This window comes from Brevundimonas sp. AVps23W, assembly GCF_058681395.1.
Genome location: NZ_CM178738.1, coordinates 251,814 through 273,154, shown reverse-complemented (window position 1 = coordinate 273,154; position 21,341 = coordinate 251,814). Strand labels below are relative to the sequence as shown.

Below are 21,341 nucleotides of genomic sequence, written 5' to 3'. Positions count from 1 at the left end.
GTCAGGTCGGATCGCCGCTCGCGCCCGCCGGGCTCAGCTTCCAGCGGATCCGGCTCTCGCTGTCGGTGCGGGCCGAGCCGCGCACGACGATTTGCAGCGAGCGGCGGGTCAGGCCGGCGTCGATATGGACGCTGGGTTCGATGGCCACGTCGGGGCCGTCGGTGCGGAACCACCAGCCCCGGCCCGAGGCGCCGCGCAGCAGGATCGAACGCCGGTCGCGCGCCAGCGAAGCCTGAACCCCCGGCTCCAGGTGGAAGCGGATGGCGTAGGGGGCCGCGATCTGGCGCACCATCTCCTTGCGGCCCGGCGTCGGGAACAGCTTTTCCTCGGCGCGCAGCTCGTCCATCCGCTGGTCCAGATAGAGGCGGCGCTGGTGGTTCAGGCCGAAGGCCTCGTTCCAGCCGTCGTGCTCCATATCCAGCCAGACCGCGCCGTCGCCGTCGCGCTGATCGGTGGTGACATGGATCGGCGGGCCGACCAGGCGCGGGCCCAGCAGTTCGCCCTTCCAGCCGCCCAGGGGCTCGTTCAGCGACCGTTCGCCCAGGGTCAGGGTCGAATGGCCGGGCGTCAGCCGCAGGGCCTGACGGTCGGTGGCGGCGGGGGTCCAGCCGGAGCCGGTGATCAGACGATCCTTGCCGCAGGCGATCTCGAGCGCCATCGGCTGGGCGCAGGCGGACGCCCCCCAGGCGCCGCCCGCGGGCGGCGCCGCGTCGGCGACGATGGTCAGCAGCGGACTGGCGATCCGGGTCAGGCCGGCGACGGCGCCGAGCGGCGGATGCTCGGGCTCGGCCTTGGTGCGGGCGGTGGCGGCCTCGTCATGGGCGCGGGCGGCGGCGACGCGGGCCACGGTGGACGGTCCCCCGCCCTGGAAACTGGCCAGACGGCCGTCCGGCAGGGCCAGCAGGCGCAGACCCTCCGTCAGGCGGGCGATGGCGCCGGTCACGGCCTCGGGCGTCGGCTCGGACAGCTGGGCCAGGGCGTCGTCCAAGGTCAGCAGGTTGAGCAGCAGCTCCAGCCCGGCCTCGGGACTGCGCGAGGCGTGACCGCCGTCGGGCTGGACAGCCGTCTTCAGCGCCCCGGTCAGGCCGGACAGGGCGCGACGGCGCAGGCCTTGGCCCGGCGCGCCGGCCAGGACGCAGCCGCCGATGGCCGCCGCCGTCAGCCGTTCGGCGCGGGAGGCCAGGCCGCCGGGCGGGCGCAGCAGCTGTCGGGTCTGGCGCGCCAGGCTGTCGGCCAGCCTCAGCCGCTCGGCCTCGGTCGCCACAGCGCCCATCTTGCGGGCGGCGCAGGCTAGGTTGATCACGCGGCGCGGCAGGATTTCAGGCCCCCAGGCGAAAGGCGACCAGCGGGCGAAGGTGTCGGTCCAGGCCAGGGTCAGGCGCAGGGCCTCGCGCGCGCCCCGCTCGCCCTGGGCCATCAGGGCCGGCAGCCAGTTGAAGGCGTGCAGTTCGACCGCGAACGGCCGCGACGGGCTGGGGCGGTTCCACGGATCGGCCGGGGCCTCGACCTCCATCGAGGCGCCCGCCAGGATGAAACGCCCGACAAGCAGATTCTTGCCCGGCGCCGGATCGTGCGGGCGGAAGTCGCGGGGCGTGGCCGCAAAGGCCGTGACCTTGCCCCCGCCCAGCACCGGGCTGAGCGTCAGGCCATAGCCCGGCAGGCCGTAGAGTTCGATCCACAACTGGCGGGTCAGGATCCGCCCGGCGATGGCGGGCCAGAGGCCGGGGCCGGTCTCGGTCGAGCCCGAACGGATCGGCGTGCGGACCGGCGCGCCGGCCAGGCCGGGGATCTGGCCGGAAGCGACGTCGGGCGCGGCGTCCTGGCCGCGCGGACTGAAGGGACCGATCGGGCTCACGCGGCCGCCGGCACAGCCTTCAGGGCGGCGATATTGGTCGCATAATCGCCCTTGAACACGAAGGAGCCGGCGACCAGGGCGTCGGCCCCGGCGGCGACGCAGGCCGCCGCATTGGCCGAGGTCACGCCCCCGTCCACCTGCAGATGGGCCGCCGATCCGGCGCGGTCCAGAATGGCGCGGGCCCCGGCGATCTTGCGCAGGGAGCTGTCGATGAATTTCTGCCCGCCGAAGCCGGGATTGACCGACATGATCAGCACCAGGTCCACCAGATCGACCACTTCTTCCAGGATCGACAGCGGCGTCGCCGGATTGAACACCAACCCGGCCTTGGCCCCCAGCTGGCGGATACGGCCCAGGGTGCGATGGACGTGCGGGCCGCTTTCGGGATGGATCGACAGCAGGTCGGCCCCGGCGTCGCGATAGGCCTCCAGCCACGGATCGACCGGCGCGACCATCAGGTGGACGTCGAACGGCAGGTGGGTGTGCGGCCGGATCGCCTTCACGATGTCCGGACCCAGGGTGATGTTCGGCACGAAATGACCGTCCATCACATCGACATGGATCCAGTCGGCGCCCGCGGCTTCCAGCGCACGGACCTCTTCACCCAGCCGCGCGAAATCGCTGGCGAGGATGGACGGGCAGATCAGGGGGGTAACGGCCATGGTCCCTCGGATAGGACGGCTTGCCCGCTGGGGCAAGGCGCTGGACGTCAGGAAACCCGTTCCAGCTTGGCGGCGAAGAAGCCGTCCAGGCCGCCGTGTTCGGCCCACATGGAGGGCAGGATGCGCAGCCAGCCTTCGGGCGTCAGGGCTTCCAGCGGGGCGCCCAGGGCGGCGGGATCGGCGGCGACGGTGCGGAAGCCGGGGTTGCGGCGCAGGAAGGCGATCATCTGGGTCTCGCCCTCCTCGCGCTCCAGCGAGCAGGTGCAATAGACCATCCGGCCGCCCGGTTTGACCCGTTCGGCGGCGACGTCGAGCAGCCGGTGCTGGACGTCGGCCAGTTTGGCGACCTCGGCCGGCTTGGTGGCGCGCAGGACTTCCGGATTGCGGCGGAAGGTGCCCGTCGCAGTGCAGGGGGCGTCCAGCAGCACGGCGTCAAAGCTGCGGTCGTCGTCCCAGTCCTCGGCGGGTACGGCGATCACCTCGGCGGTCAGGCCGGTGCGCTCCAGGTTCTGGCTCAGGCGTTTCAGGCGCGGGGCCGAGCGGTCCAGGGCGACCACCGAGGCGCCGGCGGCGGCCAGTTGCAGGGTCTTGCCGCCGGGCGCGGCGCACATGTCCAGGGCGGTCTCGCCGGGTTTGACGTCCAGCAGACGGCCGGGGACGGCGGCCGCGGCGTCTTGAACCCACCAGTCGCCGTCGTCGAAACCGGGCCAGGTCGCCACGTCGCCGCGCCGGCCCGTCCGGACGGTTCCGCCGGCCAGAGCTTCGCCCTCGACGGCGGCGGCCACGGCGGCGGGATCGACGCCGGGCTTGAGGCTGAGATCCGTCGCCGGCTCCTCGCGGGCGGCCAGGGCCAGGCCGGTCAGCGCCGCCTCGCCATAGGTCGCCTTCCAGCGGGCGGCGATCCAGTCGGGCAGATTGCTCTCGGCCGTGGTCAGGCCGGGGCCGTCGCGGCCCACGCCGCGCAGCACGGCGTTGACCAGGTTCTTGTAGGGCCGGGTCTTGGGATCGCGCTCGGCCAGTTTCACGGCGGTGGAGACGGCGGCGAAGGCGGGTGTCTCCAGCACCAGGGTCTGGGCCAGGGCGATGCGCATCAGGGTGCGGACGGCCTCGGGCGGCGACTTTTGCAGGCGCCGGTTCAGGATCTGGTCGATCTCGCCCAGGCGACGCAGAGCCGCCATGGCCACCGCGCGGGCGAAGGCGCGGTCCACGGCCTCCAGCGCGCGGGCGGCCGGCTGGGACAGGGCCTCGTCCAGACCGTTGCGCTTCTCAAGCGCCGCGTTCAGCAGAATGCCGGCGACGACGCGGGCCTCGACGCCGATGTCGTCCTGCGACGGGGCCTGCGCCACCTCTGCTGGAGCCGGGCGGGGCCGGCCCTTGGTGGCCATGCGGCGACCGCGCGCCTGAGAGCTGTGACCACCCCGTCCTTCGGAACTCATACGGCCACCTGCGCGCCCAGCTCGACCACGCGGCCGGGCGGGATATGGAAGAAGTCGGTCGGGTTGGCGGCGTTGCGCATCAGGAAGATGAACAGCCGGTCCTGCCACAGGGGCATGCCCTGGCGCGCCGACGGGATCAGCGAACGGCGGCCCAGGAAGAAGCTGGTCGACATGATGTCGAACTTCAGCCCCTGTTTGCGGCACAGGCCCAGGGCCCGGGGCACGTTCGGCGTCTCCATGAAGCCGTAGGTGATGGTCAGCTTCTTGAAGTCGTCATTGATCGGCTCCATCCGCACCCGGTCGGCTTCCTTGACGCGCGGCCGCTCGGAGGTGCGCACGGTCAGGATGACGTTCTTCTCATGCAACACCTTGTTATGCTTGAGGTTGTGCATCAGGGCCACGGGCGCCACGTCCGGATCGCTGGTCAGGAAGATGGCCGTGCCGGGCGCGCGGTGCGGCGGCCGGGCCTGAAGCATCTCGATCAGATCGTTCAGCGGCAGGCTGTCCTTGCGGGTCTTGGTGGTCAGGATCTGGGTGCCGCGCACCCAGGTCCACATGATCAGGACCAGACAGGCCCCCAGCACCAGGGGCATCCAGGCCCCGTCGGGGATCTTCAGCAGGTTGGAGGTCAGGAAGACGCTGTCGATGAAGGCGAACGGAACAAGCGTTCCGGCCACGGCCCACATCGGCCATTTCCAGCCTTTACGGATCACCGAATAGGCCATCAGCGTATTGACCAGCATGGTCCCCGTCACGGCCACCCCATAGGCGGCGGTCAGGTTGTGCGAGCTCTGGAACACGACCAGCAGCACCAGGACCCCGACCATCAGGAAGGTATTGACCGCCGGCACGAAGATCTGGCCGGCCTGGGTCTCGGAGGTGTTGCGGATGTCGATGCGCGGCAGCAGGCCCAGCTGGACCGCCTGTTGCGTGACCGAGAAGGCGCCGGTGATCACGGCCTGGGAGGCGATGACGGTGGCGGCGGTCGCCAGGACCAGCATGGGCCAGTAGGCGAACTGGGGCACCATGTTCCAGAACGGGTTTTCGGCCGCGCCGGGATTGTCCAGGATCAGGGCGCCCTGGCCCAGATAGTTCAGGGTCAGGCAGGGCAGGACGAATGCCAGCCAGCCCATGCGGATCGGCGCCTTTCCGAAATGACCCATGTCCGCATACAGGGCCTCAGCCCCCGTCACGGCCAGGAAGACGCTGCCCAGGATGATGAAGCCCAGGAAGCCGTCGTTGATCAGCAGCATGACGCCGTAGTGGGGCGACAGGGCGCGCAGCACGCTGATGTCGTCGAAGATATGGTATAGGCCCAGCGCCCCCAGGCAGAGGAACCAGACGGCGGTGATCGGGCCGAAATATTTGGCCAGGCTGGCGGTGCCGCGCGACTGGACCAGGAACAGGGCGATCAGGATGCCCGCCGAGATGGGGACGATGAAGGAGTCGAGCCGACCGCTGAGGCCCGGCGCGTCCTGCAAGCCCTCGACGGCCGAGAGCACCGAGATCGCGGGCGTGATGATGCCGTCGCCGTAGAAGAGGGCCGCGCCGCAGACGCCCAGGATGAAGATCCAGGCGCTGCGTCGACCGACCGCGAACTGGGCCAGGGCCATCAGCGACAGGGTGCCGCCCTCGCCCTTGTTGTCCGCCCGCATCAGGAAGAAGACATATTTGAAGGTCACGACGACCATCAGGGCCCAGAAGGCCAGGGAGACGACGCCGATCACGGCCAAGTCCCCGCCGACGCCCGACTGGGCATGGGCGATGGCCTCGCGCAGGGCGTAGAGCGGGCTGGTGCCGATGTCGCCGAACACCACGCCGATCGCGCCCAGGGTCAGGGCCCAGAAGCCGCCGTGCTTGGCGATCTGGCCCCCTGGGGCGTGGGACTCGGGTCCCGTAGCGTGGGTGGGTTTGTCCGGCGTGTTCGACGCGGCGGGGAGAGCGCCCGCGTCGTGGGGAGTATCCCCGGCCATGCGTATCCTCCGGGTCTCCGACGACAGGTCGAGCCCTTCAAAGCGGCGAGCCTTTAGGCTCATTCCGCGCCCGCTTCAATCGTGGTGCGCGGGATTCGCCTTCGTAGCGGGGCGCAGGATTTGTGATTCGGCTTCCGAACGCCTATTTTACGTGCAGGAACACAAACATGTCAGACAGCCAGCGCTTTCCCGTCGCCGCCCACGCCCTGGCCTATATGGCCCACAAGGGGGCGTTTTCGCCTGCCCAGGCGGCGCCCAGCGGCGTGCTGGCCTCGTCGATCCCGACCAATCCCGTCGTCGTGCGTCGGGTCACGGCCCTTCTGGCCAAGGCCGGACTGATCGCCACCCGCCCCGGCGCCGCCGGCGGTTCGTGGCTGCTGCGCCAGCCCGAAGACATCCGCCTGGACGAGGTGCTGAGGGCCGTCAACGGTTGCGCCCACATCGGCTCGCCTCCCGCCGGCGCCAAGGGCTGCCCGATCAGCGAACATATACCGCGCCAGGTGGCCAAGGCCCTGACCGCCGCGGACGAGGCCGCGACCGAGGCCCTGTCGAAGATCACCATCGCCGATCTGCTGGCCGAAAATCCCGTTTCGCTGGCGGCCTTTACGCCGCACAAGTCCTGCCCCGTCGCGGCCTGAGGGGCGGATGAGCCGGACCGTTCTCGTCACCGGCGCCTCGGCCGGCATAGGCGCGGCCCTGGCCCGGACTTATGCGGCGAACGGCTGGAACCTGATCCTGACCGCCCGGCGTGAAGGGCCGCTTCAGGCCCTGGCCGATGAATTGGTCGCCGCCCACGGCGTGACTGCGACTGTGATCCCCGAGGATCTGTCCGACCCCGCCGCGCCTGAACGGTTGATTTCATCCATTGCGGCGCGGGGCCTGATGGTTGACGGGCTGATCAACAATGCGGGCTTCAGCCGTGTGACGGGCTTCCTCGAAACCGAGCTGAGCGCTCATCGGGCCATGATCCAGGTCATGTTGACGGCGCCGGTGGAACTGTCGCGTCTGGTCCTGCCCGGCATGGTCGAGCGGGGCTTCGGCCGGGTGCTGAACGTGGCCTCCTTGGCGGGTCAGATGCCGGCGACCGGGGGCGACACCCTGTATGGGCCGATCAAGAGCTTCCTGATCAAGGCGTCGCAGGGCCTGTATCTGGAGACCCTGGGGACCGGGGTCCATGTCACGGTGCTGAACCCCGGCTACACCCTGACCGAGTTCCACGACGTCAATGGTTCACGCGATCAGGTGTCGCGCGCCTATCCGGCCTGGATGTGGATGGACGCCGCCCGCGTCGCCCGCATCGGTTATCAGGCCTGCGAGGCGAACCGGGCCAGCGTGACGCCGGGGGTGATGAACAACATCATGGCCGGTCTGGCGCGGTTCCTGCCCGATGGGCTGGCGCTGCGGATGGTGGCCAACCACGCCAAGCGGCTGGACCGGCTTTAGGGGGCCGGATTGGGCGTCCGGGCGGTCTGCAGGGCCTCGGTCACCACGCCTTCGGTCAATAGTTGCGGCAGGATGCGGGGTTCGCCGCCCGACGCCGGATAGAGCAGATAAAGGGGCACGCCCGATCGGCCGTGACGTTCCAGTTCGCGGGTGATGGCGTCGTCGCGGCGGGTCCAGTCCCCGACCAGATAGACGGCGTTCGCCGCCTGCAAGGCCTCGGCGACGCGGGGCGAGGACAGGGCGGCGCGCTCGTTGATCTTGCAGGTGACGCACCAGTCGGCGGTGAAATTGACCAGGACCGGACGGCCCTGGGCCTGGGCGGCGTCGATGGCCTCGGCCGACCAGGGAACGGCGGCCAGGGGGCTGGAGTCTGGCGCCGTCACCGGGGCTTCCGCGCGGCTGGCGGCTAAACCGGCGAAGCACAGGGTGAAGAAGACGGCGAGGAAGGCCGCTACGGTGCTGACGACGGCGGTCCCGCCTTCCGCCCGGCGCGCCTGGTTTACACCCGCCAGCCACAGACAGAACGCCAGCATCAGGGCGGCGACGAGGAACAGCCCGAGAGCTTCCGCTCCGGCCTGACGCGCAAAGACCCAGACCAGCCAAAGCGCCGCGCCATACATGGGGAAGGCCAGCAGGCCCTTCAGCCGCTCCATCCAGGGGCCGGGGCGGGGAAAACGCCGCAGCAGGCCGGGCGAGAGGCTGACGGCCAGATAGGGCAGGCCCAGACCCAGACCCAGCATCAGAAAGACCAGCAGGGCGGCGGGCCAGGGCATGACCAGGGCCGCGCCCAGGGCGGCGGCCATGAAGGGGGCGGTGCAGGGGGCGGCGACGACCACCGCCAGAACGCCTGTGAAGAAGGCGCCCGCTCCGCCCGGCAGGCGCGACAGGGGACCGGCGCCGGCGCCTTGGATCCCGGCCCCCACATGGAAGACGCCCGACAGGTTCAGTCCGACCGCCAGCATCAGCAGGGCCAGGCCGGCGATTACCGCCGGGGACTGGAGCTGGAAGCCCCAGCCTATGGCCTCGCCGCCCGCGCGCAGGGCCAGAAGGACGACGGCCAGGACCAGGAAACTGGCCAGCACCCCGGCCATGAACAACAGGCCGTCGCGGCGGGCCGTCTTGGCGTCGTGGGCCGAGGCCGCCAGGGACGCCGCCTTCATCGCCAGAATGGGGAAGACGCAGGGCATCAGGTTCAGGATCAGACCGCCGACCAGGGCGAACAGGGCCGATTGCAGGATCAGGACTGGGCCGGTCTTGGCAGGAGCGGGGGTCTCTACCTCTCCCGACAGCGCGCGGCCGCCCGTGATTCCCGCCAGAGCCGGGCCGGGGCGGGCCGTGATCTCCCAGGCGCCGGCGTCGGTGGCCAGGACGCCGGAGATCGGGCCGGTCAAACCCTTGGCGGCGAGGTCGCCGTTCGGCGTCAGGCTCAGGCTCAGACCATTCGGTCCGGTCTGCCCAGACTGGGCGGCGGCGTGGTCGATGACGCCGCCTTCGAATGGATAGAAGACCGCCTGGGTCGGTTCGCCGTCCGCCAGGGCCGCGCCGAGGGGACCGCCTGTCGCGGATAGGATCAGAACGCCGTCGGCCAGGGTCGCACGGGCCTCGATCCCGGCCGGACGCGGCGCGGCCGCCAGCACGGCCTCGAGGGCGGCGCCGTGATCGGGGTTCAGCGGCGGGGCGCCTTCGCGGATCGGCAGGTCCAGGCGCAGGCTCATCTGCACCGGCACGCACATCTGGTCGCTGCACACCAGGAACAGGACGTCGGCGGTCAGGGGTAAGGCGGTTCCGGGCCGGGCCGAGGCCGGAACCTCGATCGGCACGGGCAGATAGACTTCGCCGGAATAGCCGTAGTTGACCAGGCTCATCAGCCGCTGGCGGATGGGCAGGGGCCAGACGATCTCGCCGGCCTTCACTCCTGGCGGCAGGCGCCAGTCGATGGTGGTGGGTCCGCCGGAGTCGCCGGGATTGCGCCAATAGGTGTGCCACCCGGGCGCGATCTTCTGGCGCACCGCGACGACGACGGTCGATCCCGGCGCCGCCCATTGCGACAGGGGGACCAGTTCGGCCTCGATATTGTCAGCCTGCTGCGGTCCCACCGGGACGGACGCCGCTGACGGGGCCGGGCGGCTGACCGGCTGGGCCGTCGCCGGGACAGCGCCGCCCGACAGGACCAGAAGGCAGAGGGCGAACAGAGGGGCGATGGCGCGCATGGCCGTGCTTTTAGGCCCTGAAGTCGGGCCTGTCAGCGCATCTTAACGGCGCGGCCTTAACGCCGGGGATGGGCGTCCACCACGACCTCGGTACGCCGACGCAGGGGCTCGGCCGCCCCGCCCGCCGTGGTCGCGCCCGCGTCGCCCGCCGCCGTGACATCAAAGACCGGGGCCGGCAGGCCCGCCGCCGTCAGGGCCTGGGCCACTGTTCGCGCGCGCCGTTGCGACAGGCTCAGATTGGCCTCGCTGGCGCCGGTCGCGTCCGCCAGGCCGAGCACCTGCACGCTGCGCACCTCGCAGGTCTGCAACACCCCGGCCGCCGCCGCTATGGCCTGGCCGGCCGCATCGGTCAGCCGAGCCTCGTTTTCGCGGAAATAGATGTCGAACCGCACCGGCATACACGGCGAGCCGCTGGTCACGATCTCATCGCGTCGCATCGGGGTCGCGCAGGCCCCGAGCGCCAGCGCCCCGGCCAGGACCGCCATTCCAAAACTCTTCATGCCCATCCCATTCCCATCAAAAGAAAGGGCGGCCCGTCCACGACGAACCGCCCTTCTGAAACCCGATCAGTGCGACAGAAACAGCCCGCCGCCCTTGGCCGATCAGTACCGGCGCTGGCCGTTGTCCCAGTAGCATTCGTCCTGGCGATTATCGTAGCAGTAGTAGGTGCGACCCTGGCTGTCGCTGTAACGCTGCTGGTTGTTGCGGTCCTGAGCAGAGCCGCGGACGGCGCCGGCTACGCCGCCCAGGGCGCCGCCGATCAGGGCGCCGGTGGCCGCATTGCCGCTGCCGACATTATTGCCGATGACAGCGCCGGCGACGGCCCCGAGGCCGGCGCCGATGGCGCCCTGGCGAACCGTCTGGTTCGAATTGCCGTAAGGGTCGCTGGCGCAGGCCGAGGCCAGAAGGCCGGCCCCGGCGATCGCGATGATGGCCTTGTTCATGATGAAATCCTTTATCTGGGTTCGCCCCGAAGGCGAGAACGCTGGAAAGCGGTTCAGGTTCCCGTGTCTATCGTCGTTCTGTAGAAAGCGTTAAGCTTCGATCCTGGGCCTGGCCCGACAAAAGTCAGTGGGGGGAATGATGCGATTTTCTAAGAGGGTGCGCGCTATCGACGGCGCCGAAGGTCCGCTGTGGACGCGGCGCAAGAAGAAGAAGGCCTCGGCCGCCCCATTGATCAATGTGCTGGTGACTCTATTGGCCCTGATCGGCGCCCTGACGCTGGTTCTGTCGATCAAGGAGCGGTCCGTCGAGGCGGCCGGTCGGATGGTGGACGGCTGGATCGCTGCGGGCTGGACCGGCGCCCAGACGCTGGCGGGGCGCAGCCCTGAAGCAGAACCCAGCGCTGCGGCCGCCCGCGACGAACTGAAGCAATAGCCAAGCTTTAGGGAACGGCCGCGCGCGCCGAACGTTCGGGCGCCATGACCGATATCGTAAGTCCCGAACCCGAGGCCGACATCGGCCAACCGCAGGGCGCGCCTTTGCGCGCCCTGACGCCCCATGCGCCATTGAAGCGGGTGGTCATGCTGGTCAATCCCTTGTCCGGCAGCGTCGGGCCGGGCGCCGCCGCAGAGGCTGAGGCGGTGCTGGCCGACTATGATCTGGAGACCCAGGTCGTGGTGCTGGAAGGCGGCCATTTCGATCAGGCCATAGCTGAGGCTTTTGCGGCGTCGGCGGACGTCATCTTCGTTCTGGCCGGCGACGGTACGGCGCGGTCGGTGGCGTCGAAAGCCAGGCCTGACGGCCCGATGATCGCCCCCCTGCCGGGCGGGACGATGAACATGCTGCCTAAGGCCCTGTACGGTACGGGGGACTGGAAGCTGGCGCTGCGCCGCGCCCTGGAAGAGGGGGAGCCGCAAGTGGTTTCGGGGGGGGAGGTCGAGGGCGAATATTTCTATTGCGCCGCCATACTGGGATCGCCGGCCCTGTGGGCGCCGGCGCGCGAGGCGATGCGGACCGGCAAGGTCAAACTGGCCTGGGCCTATGCGCGGCGGGCGCTGAAACGGGCTTTCACCGGTCGGTTGAGGTTCAGCCTGGACGGCGGGGCCCGACGCCGGGCCGAGGCCCTGGTGCTGATCAGCCCGATGATCTCAAAGGCCATGGAGGAGCCGAACGGGCTTGAGGCCGCCGCGATGGATCCGTCCGACGCCAGCCAGGCCTTCCGTCTGGCGGCCAACGCCCTGTTCAGCGACTGGCGTCACGATCCGGCTGTCTCGACCCGCGCCGCCAAACGGATCGACGTCCGTGCCCGCTCGCGCATTCCGGCCGTGATAGACGGCGAACCCATCCTGCTGAAATCCGAGGCCACGGTGCGATTCATACCCAAGGCGTTCCGCGCCCTAGCCCCTCGACCGTCGGCGGCCGAGGACAGTCTGTAATGGGGCGGGTTCTTCAGTTTTCCGACGTCCATTTCGGCTGCGAGCACAAGGGGGCGGTGGCGGCGGCTCTGGAATACGCCCACGCCACGACCAACGACCTGGTGCTGATCACCGGCGACATCACCCAGAAGGGTTATCCGGCCGAGTTCCGGGCAGCGGGCGAATGGATGCGGGCCATGCCCGAGCCGCGTTTCGTCATCGTCGGCAACCACGACGTCCCCTATTGGAGCCCCGTCGCCCGGCTGTTCCATCCGTGGCGGGCGTTCGAGACGGCGACGGGATTCCCGGCCCACGACGGCCAGTTCTGCAATGATACGGTGATGGTGCGTGGCGTCGTCACCGCGCGCGGCTGGCAGGCGCGGCCCAACTGGTCCAAGGGGGTCATCGATCTGGATCAGACCCGACGCGCGGCCGAGGCCCTGCGTCAGGCCCCGATCGGCGCCCTGCGCATCCTGGCCTGTCATCACCCTCTGATCGAGATGATCGGCGCGCCGATGACCGGAGAGGTCAAGCGCGGCGACGAGGCCGCGCTGATTTTCGCGGAGGCGGGGGTGGATCTGATCATGACGGGCCATGTCCATGTGCCCTTCGCCCTGGCGATCGATCTGGCGGACCGGTGTTCCTACGCCGTGGGCTGTGGAACCCTGTCGCATCGCGAGCGAGGCTCCCCGCCCGGTTTCAACCAGGTGGACTGGGACGACAAGACCATCACCGTCACCGCCCTGGCCTGGGACGGCCACGCCTATAGTTCGCAACAGATCTGGCGCCTGCCGCGCCGTCAGGACACTCGCAAGGCCGCGACGGCGCCGGATCCGAACGCGCCCGGCACGCTGGAGAAGGCGGCCGTCTGAGGTTCGCCGGCCGGAACAGGTGCAGATCCAGCGGGCATGAATAAAGGGCCGGAACTCGTGTTCCGGCCCTTTCGTCTTGTCGGTTCGGCGCCCGTTACAATCGAGGGGAGCCGCGCCCGCGTAGTCCGCCGGCCACAAGGGCGATGACGAACAGGATGATAGCGATCACAGCGATGAATTTGGCGATCTCGAACGAGAAGTTCGCGATGCCGCCGAAGCCGAGAACGGCTGCGATCAAGGCCACGACCAGGAAGATAATTGCCCAGCGCATCATGGGTTTAGCTCTCCTGCGTTGATGTTGCCGACGGCGGCCTTTCGACCGTTCGTCCGTCGGCAGATCAACGTTTGCGACCGCGCGGCGTTCCGTCGCGTTCGCAGAAAGCTCAGCGTCGGCGGCGACGCTTGCTATAGCCGCCTTGGTCCATTTTGCGGTCGGCCACCATGCTGGCGACGATGGCGGCGAGGGCCGGATTGCGCAGCAGGAGGAAGGCGGCGCCCAGGCCGCCGACCGCCCCGATGATCGGCCGTTCGCGCACGATGTGGATCAGCTTGCCGACCAGACCGTCGGGCGCATCCTCTTCGTCCTCATCGTCATGACTGTCGCCCTTCAGGAAGATCAAGGCGACGACCAGGGCGACCAGAGAGAACAGGCCGAAGGTGATGGCCGCTGCGCCCAGGGGCGTGGTCATCAGGCTGATCGCATGGAATATCGCGATGCCGAGGAAGACCACGGCCAGGAAGGCGCTGGCGGCGACCACGCTGGTCGCCACGATCCGTTTGACGATGCCCTTGAACATCAGCGACGGCGGCCGGCCAGAAGCATGCCTAGGACGATGCCGACGCCCAGGGCGATGGCGGTGGACTGGACCGGACGCTCCTGGACGCGCTCGACGATATAGCGCTGGGCCTCGTCCAGACGTTCGGCGGCGTCGTCATAATACTCGCGGCCGCGCACCCGGGCGGTGTCGTAATAGCCGCGCGCCTGTTCGCGCACTTCCTCGCCCTTGGCGCGCAGCTTGGCCTCGGCCTCTTCGGCCTTCTCGCGCAGGCGCTGGGTTTCTTCGCGGGCGCCGGTCTTCAGATCCTCCTTGAGGGTCTTCAGGTCGGCCTTGATGTCTTCTCTAGCCTTGGTGGTGGCCATGGTGCGCGCTCCGGTTTTCAAGCTTGGCAATAGAATAGGGGACCCCGTTTGCGAACGCTACACCGGGGGCGAAGTTCCCGTCGATCCAATCGACGACCGCGCTTCGTCGGCCTCGCCAGTGGCGGCCCGTCGATCTAGACTGGGGCCATGACCGACTTCCTGTTCGCCCCCCGTCCCGTCCCCAGCCTGCCGATTACCGGCGACGACCGGCGGTTCCCGGTTCGCCGCATCCTGTGCGTGGGCCAGAACTACGCCGCCCATGCGCGCGAGATGGGGTCCGACCCGGACAAGCAGTCGCCCTTCTTCTTTTCCAAGCCCGGCGACGCCCTGGTGTCGGACGGCGCCGATCCGGCCTATCCGTCCGCGACGGCCAATCTGCATTTCGAGGCGGAGCTGGTGGCCGCCATCGGCGAGGACGGCGGAATCGTGGGCTGGGCCGTCGGCTGCGACCTGACCCGTCGCGATCTTCAGGCCGAGGCGAGGACGGCCGGGCGTCCGTGGGATGCGGCCAAGGGGTTCGACCAGTCGGCCCCCTGCGGCGCCCTGACCCTGGGCGCCCTGCCGAATCCGGCGGGGGTCATCGCCCTGACCGTCAATGGAGAGACGAAACAGTCCAGCACCCTGGATGACATGATCCTGAACCCCGACCGGATCATTGAGGAGGCCGGAAAGCTGTGGTCGCTTCAGGCCGGCGACCTGATCTTCACCGGCACGCCGTCGGGCGTCGGCCCGCTGGTGCGTGGGGATCGGGTGGTGGTGACGATCGACGGGCTGGAGCCCCTCAGCTTCGAGATGGTCTGATGATCCTGCACGGCTATTGGCGGTCAGGCGCCAGCTACCGGGTCCGCATCGCCCTGGGGCTGAAGGGCCTGGCCTATGAGACGGCGGCGCATGATCTGCGCCAGGGGGCCCAGAAGGCGGCCGATTATCTGGCGCTGAACCCGCAAGGCATGGTGCCCGCGCTTCAGGACGGCGACCTGGTCGTCGCCCAGAGCCCCGCCATACTGGAATGGCTGGAGGAGATCCATCCAGAACCGGCCCTCCTGCCGAAGGGGACGACGGACCGCGCCCATGTGCGGGCCATGGCGGCGCTGATCGGGTGCGATATTCATCCGCTGAACAATCTGCGGGTTCTGAAGTCCTTGCGCGGGGACTTCGGCGCCGATCAGGCGACCGTCGACGCCTGGGCCGCGCGGTGGATTGCACCAGGCTTCACGGCGCTGGAGACGCTGGTGGCGCGCCACGGGAACGGCTGGAGTTTCGGCGACGCGCCCGGCCTGGTCGATTGCTATCTGATTCCGCAGCTCTATTCGGCGCGGCGATTCAATATGGATCTGGAGCCCTGGCCGGGGCTTCTGGCCGTGGAATCCCGCGCTCTGGCGCGCCCCGCCTTCCAGGCCGCCGACCCTGACCGCCAGCCGGACGCCGACGCCTGACCTCGATATCGGCGGTGTTTAAGTAAGGTTCGCGTAACGTCTTGCTCAGCCTCCCTTAAGTATTGGAGGGCAAGATAGGAATGTGACGCATTCCCCCGCCACCCCTTCGGCGCCCTCGCCTATAGATCGCCTGGCTCTTGCCGTGGTGACCGAGCCTCAGCGCCCGCCCAATTCTTTGATGATCGGCCAGACCGGCGCGCGCGAAGACGCGATGCGCTTCCTGTTGCAGACCGGATCCGACGCCGGCGTGCGGATGATCGCGACCCGTCCCAACGGCGATGGTGAACGCCTGCTCGGCCAGGCCTGGCCCTTTCCCTCGCCCTTCCGGGTGACGGTGCGCACCGTATCCCTGAGCGAAGGCCTGGACCGGGTCGAAGCCCGGGCGCGCCGGTCGCTGGAGCGACTGGGTCTGCCACGCGGTGACGCCTTGCTGGTCGACAATGCGGCGGATCTTGCCGGCGTCGAAGGCCGCGCCCTGTGGGATCGTCTGCAATCGTTGAAAGCCCGCGGCCTGTTCCGCAGCATCGGCTTCTGCGCCAAGATCGAGGATGGCCCCGTCCTGCTGGCGCGACGTCTCGAGGCCGATGTGGTTCAGGTCTCGTGCAATCTTCTGGATCAGCGCGCGGCTGCGGAGGGGGTTCTGGACGAACTCAAGGCCGTCGGCGCCCAGGTTCATCTGGCGTCCGTGTTCGCGGGGGGGCTGTTGTTCGGCGGGGACGACCTGCCGCCGCACCTGGCGGACTATGCTCAGGTTCTGTCGCGCACGCGGCGGCGCCTGGCGGAACGGCGCTGCGACCCGATGCAGGCGGCCCTGGCCTACGCCTTCTCGCTGAAGGCCGTGGATCGGGTCGTGGCCAGCGTCGCCTCGGCCGCAGAGCTGCGCGCCATCCTGGCCGCCGCCCATGCGCCCAGCCCCGATCTGAACTGGTCGGAACTGGCGCTCGAGGCGCCGGCGGCCTTCGCCGCCGACGCCCGCGTGCGCATCAGTAGCGCAGCTTGAACCCGACATAGGCGGAGCGACCGGGCTCGCCGTAGCCCAGCACCTGCTGGTACCGCTCGTCGGCCAGGTTCTCGACACGGGCCGTCAGGGCGACCTGATCCGTCAGCTGATAGGCCGCGTTCAGATTGGCGGTGACGAAGCTGTCGCGTACGCCGCCCGAATCGTCCTGATCGCCCTCGGCGCGGACGGTCAGGGCGCCCGACAGCCGATCACCGCTCCAGCCCAGGGTCGCCGAACCGGCATGTTCGGGCACGCGCAGCAGGCGGGCGCCGGTCGAGCGATCCTCGGCGTCGGTCCAGGCATAGGCCAGGGTCAGGTCGAACCCGCCGCCGAGCAAGGCGCGGCCTTCCAACTCGATGCCGTCGGAACGGGTCTTGGCGATGTTGACGTAGTAGCTGTCGTAGGTCGCTTGATCGGTGAAATAGGTGATCTGGTCCTCGATATTCAGCCGGTACAGGGTGGCGCGACCATCGAACCGGCCGTCGGCGGAGGCCCAGCCGAGGGCGATCTCGACGCTGTCGGCCGTTTCCGGCTTCAGCGTGGGGACGGGGACCGACGAATAGCAGAAGTCGCAGACCGCCTGGCTGATCGACGGCGCCTTGAAGCCGGTGCCATAGGCGCCGGACAGGATGAAGCCGCCGGCCAGATCATAGGCCGCCGAGATGCGGCCCGTGGTCTTGGAGCCGAAGTCGTCGGTGTCGTCGAACCGCAGGCCGCCGGTGACGCTGAGCGCCTCGGTGACGGCGTAGCGGCCGGTGGCGAAGACCGAGGTCGTGCCCAGGTCCTGTTTCGCGCCGGTGGAGACGCTGCCTTCGCTCTCCTCGCGCTCGGCGCCGAAGGCATAGGTCACGGCGCCGGTCGCGCCGTCGGCCTGCCAGCGGTAGGCTTGGCGGTTGGCCTCATAGGTCGAGGGATAGTCGCTGAAGGTGTCGCGCTGGATGTCTGAGGCCGAGACGCTGAACTGATGGCTCAGGCCCAGAGCCGCCAGGCTGAGACGGCCGAAGCCGGACCATTGTTCGGACTCCTGGCTGTCGTCGGTGTCGGCCAGGGCGTAGGTCGGGGCGGGATAGCCGTCCAGATCCGCCTCGCTCTTGGACCAGCGGGCCGAGCCGTCGAACTTGACCGTGTCGGAGACGGCGTAACGCCCCTTCACGCCCAGGGTGGTGTTGGTGAAACCGTCAGCCTCGGGGTTGCCGTCGGCCTCGTCCGCCGCAGAGATGCCGTCGGTGTCGAAATGCGAGACATAGGCGCCCAGGGCCCAGGTCTCGTTGGCGACGCCCGCCGCCAGTCGGCCGCGCACGGTGTCATAGCTGCCGGCCTCGGCCTCGGCGCGCAGGCCGTCGATCTCCTTGGTGGTGAAGGAAATCACCCCGCCGATGGCGTCGGAGCCCCACAGCGACGACTGGGGACCGGACAGGACCTCGATCCGGTCGATGTCGCCCAACTCAAAGCCGGAAAAGTCATAGGCGCCGTTGACCTCGGAGGCGTCATTGACCGGCGCGCCGTCGACCAGGACCAGGGTCTTGCCGGGCGTGGCGCCGCGCATCCGCACCTGGGCCACGCCGCCGAAAGCCCCTGAACGGGTCACCGACAGGCCGGGGATGTCGGACAGGATGTCGGAGGCGAAGACCGCGCCGCGCTGTTCGATAGTCTTGGAGTCGATGACGCGTGCGCCGGGCGTGTCGGCGACGACGGCGGGCAGGCGGGTGGCGGTGACGACGACTTCGTCCAGCGACGTCGCATCGTCGGCCGCCAGGGCGGGCGCGGCGAAGGCGGCGGCCATCGCCGCCGTGGAGAGAAGTATGGAGCGCTTCATTGAGCGAGAATCCCCGATTTCGGCTCCGCGAGTGCGCGCGAGGAACCGGTATGAGCGAGCCGATCCGCCGGGCCTGAAGGGTCCGGACGGCGCAAGATCGGGTCGCTGCGACGAGAAGTCCCCGCGCCTCTGTCTGGTCCCGGACAGCGGACGAGCGACACAGGCGGCCAGGTCTCCTGGCTTGCGGGTCATAAACCGCCGTCCTCGCCTTCCCAGTTTCCCAGTGGCGCCGAGGTCGAGACCCCGGACGGACGACGCTCTCGCCGCCTACAGTTGCGGGCACAGCCACGGTGTCTCACCGTGTTCCCTTAACCGCCTGACGCGGCCTATCGCAGGGGCGACAAGCTTGTGCAAGGGCGGCTTAACGGGCTTGAGCGGTCGGCTGCGATCCGTCACCCTGACAGCACATGAACGCGCCCGCTTTCCCGACCCCCGAACATTCGCCCGAAGTCGCCGCCTCCCTGGAGGGGGCGACGCCGTTCATGGCGCAGTATCTGACGGCCAAGGCCGGACAGCCGGACGCCATCCTGTTCTTCCGCATGGGGGATTTCTACGAGCTGTTCTTCAAGGACGCCGAGGTGGCGGCGGCGGCCCTGGGCATCACCCTGACCAAGCGGGGCAAGCACCAGGGCGAGGACATTCCCATGGCCGGGGTGCCGGTTCACGCCATGGAGGGCTATCTGGCCCGGCTGATCCGCCTGGGACACAAGGTCGCCATCTGCGAACAGCTGGAAGACCCCGCCGAGGCCAAGAAGCGCGGCGGCAAGGCCGTGGTCCATCGCGGCGTGGTGCGGGTGGTGACGCCCGGCACCCTGACCGAGGACAGTCTGCTGGACGCGCGGGGCGCCAACCGGCTGGCGGCGGTGGCGGTGCGCAAGGGCCGGGCGGCTGTGGCGGTGGTGGAACTGTCGTCGGGCGCCGTGGACAGCGTCGCCTGTGCGCTGGAGGACCTGGGCGCGGCCCTGGCGGCGTTTCGACCGTCCGAGGTTCTGGTCACAGACCGGATCTATTCGGACCCGGCGACGCGGGACGCCCTGGACGGGTCCGGCGGCGTGGTTCAGGCTCTGGCCAGCGCCATCGCTGAGCCCCAGGCGGCCCAGGCGCGGGTCGAGCGGTTGTACGGCGTTGCGGCGCTTGATGGTTTCGGCGCCTTTGAAGAGGCGGAGATTTCGGCGCTCGGTCTGATCGCCGCCTATCTGGAGACGACCCAGGCCGGCAAGGTCCCGGCCCTGGCCCCGCCGCGTCGGCTGGGCGAAAGCGGCTTTCTGGCCATCGACCCGGCGACGCGGACCAGTCTGGAGATCGACCGGACGCAGAGGGGCGAGCGCGAAGGCTCGCTGCTGGCCTGTATCGACCGGACCGTCACCTCGGGCGGGGCGCGGGCCCTGGCGGAGCGGATCGCCCGGCCGCTGCGCGATCCGCTGGCGATCAACGAACAACTCGACGCGGTCGAATGGCTGCTGGAGCGGCGCGATCTGCGGCGCGATCTGCGCGACGGTCTGAAGGCTTCGGCCGATGTGGCGCGCGCGGTGGGGCGACTGGCGCTGGGACGCGGGGGGCCGCGCGATCTGGCGGCCGTGCGCGTGGGCCTGTCGATCGCCGAGGGGATCGCGGGCCTGTTCGTCGGTCAGGTGGATCCGATCACGGGTCAGCCGCGCCGCATCGCCCTGGCCCTGGACCGGCTGAGCCTGTCGCCCGAGGTCTCGCGGCTAAAGGCTGATCTGATCGACGGTCTGGTGGACGAGCCCTCGCATCTGGCGCGCGACGGCGGCTTTGTGCGTCCCGACTATCGGCCCGAACTGGACGCCGCCCGCACCCTGCGCGACGACAGCCGACGGGTGGTCGCCGATCTGGAGGCGCGGGCGGTCGCGGAATCCGGCGTGGCCTTCAAGGTCAAGCACAACGCCGTCCTGGGCTATTTCCTGGAAACCTCGGCCAAGGCGGCGGAAGGCCTGCTGCGGGCCGGGCCGGACAGTCCGTTTATCCATCGCCAGACCCTGGCCAGCCAGGTGCGGTTCACCACCGTCGAACTGTCGGAACTGGACGCCAAGATCAGCCAGGCCGGCCATCGCGCCCTGGCCATCGAGGCCGAAATCTTCGAAGGCTGGCGGCGCGAGGTCGCGCGGCTGGCTCAGCCGCTGCAGGCGGTGGCCGAGGCCCTGGCCGAGCTGGACGCCCACGCGGCCCTGTCGGAATGGGCGCAGGAGGTCGGGGCGACCCGGCCGGTGGTGGACGACAGTCTGGTCTTTTCCGTCGAGGCCGGGCGTCATCCGGTGGTCGAGGCGGCGGTCAAGGCCGCAGGCGACGCCTATACGCCCAACAATGCGCGTCTGGACGGCTCCGGATCGGATTGCGCTCGCCTGGCCATCGTCACCGGGCCGAACATGGCGGGTAAGTCGACCTTCCTGCGCCAGAACGCCCTGTTGGTGATCCTGGCCCAGGCCGGGGCCTTCGTGCCGGCGCGGTCGATGCGGCTGGGCGTGGTGGATAGGCTGTTCAGCCGCGTCGGGGCCGGGGACGATCTGGCGCGCGGCCGCTCCACCTTCATGATGGAGATGGTCGAGACCGCCGCCATCCTGACCCAGGCCACGCCGCGCAGTTTTGTCGTCTTGGACGAGATCGGGCGCGGCACCGCGACCTACGACGGCCTGGCCATCGCCTGGGCCACGGCCGAGGCCCTGCACGACGTCAATCGCGCCCGCACCCTGTTCGCCACCCATTATCACGAGCTGGCCCAACTGGAGGCGCGGTTGGACCACGTCTGCAATCTGTCCATGACGGCCAAGGAATGGAACGGGGATCTGGTCTTCCTGCACGAGGCGGCGCCGGGGGCGGCGGACCGATCCTATGGGGTGCAGGTGGCCAAGCTGGCCGGGGTGCCGTTGGCGGTCGTGGCGCGGGCGAAATCGGTGCTGGAGCGGCTGGAGGGCGAGAAGGCCGCGACGGCGCGCCTGGACGACCTGCCCCTGTTCGCCGCTGCGGAACCGGCGCCGGTCCTCGCCCCTTCGCCGGTCGAAGTCGCGCTAGGGGATGTGGACCCGGACGCTCTGACCCCGCGCGAGGCTCTGGAGGCTCTCTATCGGCTCAAGGGCATGATGGCGGCGAGGTAGTTTACAATACATCCAAGTTGGAAGTTTTAA

At 69.5% G+C, this 21,341-nt stretch carries 20 protein-coding genes and 1 riboswitch; of the genes, 9 read left to right on the top strand and 11 right to left on the bottom strand.

Annotation, left to right across the window (positions count from 1 at the left end; all coding sequences use genetic code 11):
* Nucleotide 1: 1 nt before the first annotated feature.
* From ACW177_RS01295 to ACW177_RS01280, 4 genes are read right to left on the bottom strand one after another with little or no spacing between them, the layout of a single operon-like run.
* A complete protein-coding gene (locus ACW177_RS01295) occupies nucleotides 2–1,855 on the bottom strand; it encodes a heparinase II/III family protein (RefSeq protein WP_492026869.1) in 1,854 nt (617 codons plus the stop codon).
* Complete coding sequence (gene rpe / locus ACW177_RS01290; RefSeq protein ID WP_492026868.1) at nucleotides 1,852–2,517, bottom strand: ribulose-phosphate 3-epimerase; 666 nt, start codon at nucleotides 2,515–2,517, stop codon at nucleotides 1,852–1,854. Before rpe ends, ACW177_RS01295 begins: the two co-directional genes overlap by 4 nt.
* Nucleotides 2,518–2,564: 47 nt before the next feature.
* A complete protein-coding gene (locus ACW177_RS01285; RefSeq protein WP_492026867.1) occupies nucleotides 2,565–3,902 on the bottom strand; it encodes an RsmB/NOP family class I SAM-dependent RNA methyltransferase in 1,338 nt (445 codons plus the stop codon).
* 47 nt (nucleotides 3,903–3,949) lie between these two features.
* Nucleotides 3,950–5,926, bottom strand: coding sequence for a potassium transporter Kup (locus ACW177_RS01280; protein ID WP_492026866.1), 1,977 nt, complete (start codon nucleotides 5,924–5,926; stop codon nucleotides 3,950–3,952).
* A 167-nt stretch (nucleotides 5,927–6,093) separates the two neighbouring features.
* Here ACW177_RS01280 and ACW177_RS01275 point away from each other — a divergent pair, with 167 nt between their 5' ends.
* Nucleotides 6,094–6,564 (top strand): Rrf2 family transcriptional regulator, encoded by a 471-nt coding sequence (locus tag ACW177_RS01275; RefSeq protein WP_492026865.1) that lies wholly within the window; start codon nucleotides 6,094–6,096, stop codon nucleotides 6,562–6,564.
* A gap of 7 nt (nucleotides 6,565–6,571) precedes the next feature.
* Complete coding sequence (locus ACW177_RS01270) at nucleotides 6,572–7,369, top strand: SDR family NAD(P)-dependent oxidoreductase (protein WP_492026864.1); 798 nt, start codon at nucleotides 6,572–6,574, stop codon at nucleotides 7,367–7,369.
* Here ACW177_RS01270 and ACW177_RS01265 read toward each other — a convergent pair.
* The 3 genes from ACW177_RS01265 to ACW177_RS01255 all read right to left on the bottom strand — a co-directional run bounded on the left by ACW177_RS01265 (nucleotide 7,366) and on the right by ACW177_RS01255 (nucleotide 10,523).
* Nucleotides 7,366–9,579 (bottom strand): protein-disulfide reductase DsbD family protein, encoded by a 2,214-nt coding sequence (locus tag ACW177_RS01265; protein WP_492026863.1) that lies wholly within the window; start codon nucleotides 9,577–9,579, stop codon nucleotides 7,366–7,368. The genes ACW177_RS01270 and ACW177_RS01265 overlap by 4 nt on opposite strands.
* A gap of 56 nt (nucleotides 9,580–9,635) precedes the next feature.
* Nucleotides 9,636–10,079 (bottom strand): OmpA family protein, encoded by a 444-nt coding sequence (locus tag ACW177_RS01260; protein ID WP_492026862.1) that lies wholly within the window; start codon nucleotides 10,077–10,079, stop codon nucleotides 9,636–9,638.
* Between the two features lie 102 nt (nucleotides 10,080–10,181).
* A complete protein-coding gene (locus ACW177_RS01255; protein ID WP_492026861.1) occupies nucleotides 10,182–10,523 on the bottom strand; it encodes a YMGG-like glycine zipper-containing protein in 342 nt (113 codons plus the stop codon).
* Nucleotides 10,524–10,680: 157 nt separating this feature from the next.
* On the opposite strand from ACW177_RS01255, the gene ACW177_RS01250 reads away from it, so the two are divergent.
* Genes ACW177_RS01250 through ACW177_RS01240 form a run of 3 tightly spaced genes read left to right on the top strand, consistent with a single transcriptional unit; the run spans nucleotide 10,681 to nucleotide 12,808 of the window.
* Complete coding sequence (locus ACW177_RS01250) at nucleotides 10,681–10,956, top strand: hypothetical protein (protein ID WP_492026860.1); 276 nt, start codon at nucleotides 10,681–10,683, stop codon at nucleotides 10,954–10,956.
* A 44-nt stretch (nucleotides 10,957–11,000) separates the two neighbouring features.
* Nucleotides 11,001–11,957, top strand: coding sequence for a diacylglycerol/lipid kinase family protein (locus ACW177_RS01245; protein ID WP_492026859.1), 957 nt, complete (start codon nucleotides 11,001–11,003; stop codon nucleotides 11,955–11,957).
* Nucleotides 11,957–12,808, top strand: coding sequence for a metallophosphoesterase family protein (locus tag ACW177_RS01240; protein WP_492026858.1), 852 nt, complete (start codon nucleotides 11,957–11,959; stop codon nucleotides 12,806–12,808). Before ACW177_RS01245 ends, ACW177_RS01240 begins: the two co-directional genes overlap by 1 nt.
* Before the next feature lie 94 nt (nucleotides 12,809–12,902).
* Here ACW177_RS01240 and ACW177_RS01235 read toward each other — a convergent pair whose 3' ends face one another.
* The 3 genes from ACW177_RS01235 to ACW177_RS01225 form a co-directional block, all read right to left on the bottom strand.
* On the bottom strand, nucleotides 12,903–13,082 hold the full coding sequence (locus tag ACW177_RS01235) for a DUF1328 domain-containing protein (protein WP_295707926.1): 180 nt from the start codon (nucleotides 13,080–13,082) through the stop codon (nucleotides 12,903–12,905).
* Nucleotides 13,083–13,191: 109 nt separating this feature from the next.
* Entirely contained in the window at nucleotides 13,192–13,605 is a 414-nt protein-coding gene (locus tag ACW177_RS01230; protein WP_492026857.1) for a hypothetical protein, read from the bottom strand.
* Nucleotides 13,605–13,949 carry an ElaB/YgaM/YqjD family protein gene (locus ACW177_RS01225; protein ID WP_492026856.1) on the bottom strand — a complete coding sequence of 115 codons (345 nt, stop codon included), beginning with the start codon at nucleotides 13,947–13,949 and terminating at the stop codon, nucleotides 13,605–13,607. Before ACW177_RS01225 ends, ACW177_RS01230 begins: the two co-directional genes overlap by 1 nt.
* Before the next feature lie 147 nt (nucleotides 13,950–14,096).
* Between ACW177_RS01225 and ACW177_RS01220 the strand changes: the two genes are divergently transcribed.
* From ACW177_RS01220 to ACW177_RS01210, 3 genes are all read left to right on the top strand, one after another.
* The gene (locus ACW177_RS01220) at nucleotides 14,097–14,750 is read left to right on the top strand and encodes a fumarylacetoacetate hydrolase family protein (RefSeq protein WP_492026855.1); all 654 of its coding nucleotides are present in this window, start codon (nucleotides 14,097–14,099) and stop codon (nucleotides 14,748–14,750) included.
* Entirely contained in the window at nucleotides 14,750–15,385 is a 636-nt protein-coding gene (gene maiA / locus ACW177_RS01215; RefSeq protein ID WP_492026854.1) for a maleylacetoacetate isomerase, read from the top strand. Before ACW177_RS01220 ends, maiA begins: the two co-directional genes overlap by 1 nt.
* Before the next feature lie 82 nt (nucleotides 15,386–15,467).
* Nucleotides 15,468–16,385 carry an aldo/keto reductase gene (locus tag ACW177_RS01210; RefSeq protein ID WP_492026853.1) on the top strand — a complete coding sequence of 306 codons (918 nt, stop codon included), beginning with the start codon at nucleotides 15,468–15,470 and terminating at the stop codon, nucleotides 16,383–16,385.
* On the opposite strand, the gene ACW177_RS01205 is transcribed toward ACW177_RS01210, so the two are convergent.
* Complete coding sequence (locus ACW177_RS01205; protein WP_492026852.1) at nucleotides 16,369–18,201, bottom strand: TonB-dependent receptor plug domain-containing protein; 1,833 nt, start codon at nucleotides 18,199–18,201, stop codon at nucleotides 16,369–16,371. The two genes, ACW177_RS01210 and ACW177_RS01205, sit on opposite strands and share 17 nt — an antisense overlap.
* A 148-nt stretch (nucleotides 18,202–18,349) precedes the next feature.
* Nucleotides 18,350–18,533: riboswitch (cobalamin riboswitch) on the bottom strand.
* A gap of 75 nt (nucleotides 18,534–18,608) precedes the next feature.
* Here ACW177_RS01205 and mutS point away from each other — a divergent pair.
* Nucleotides 18,609–21,311, top strand: a complete 2,703-nt coding sequence (gene mutS / locus ACW177_RS01200; protein ID WP_492026851.1) for a DNA mismatch repair protein MutS — start codon at nucleotides 18,609–18,611, stop codon at nucleotides 21,309–21,311.
* Nucleotides 21,312–21,341 lie beyond the last annotated feature (30 nt).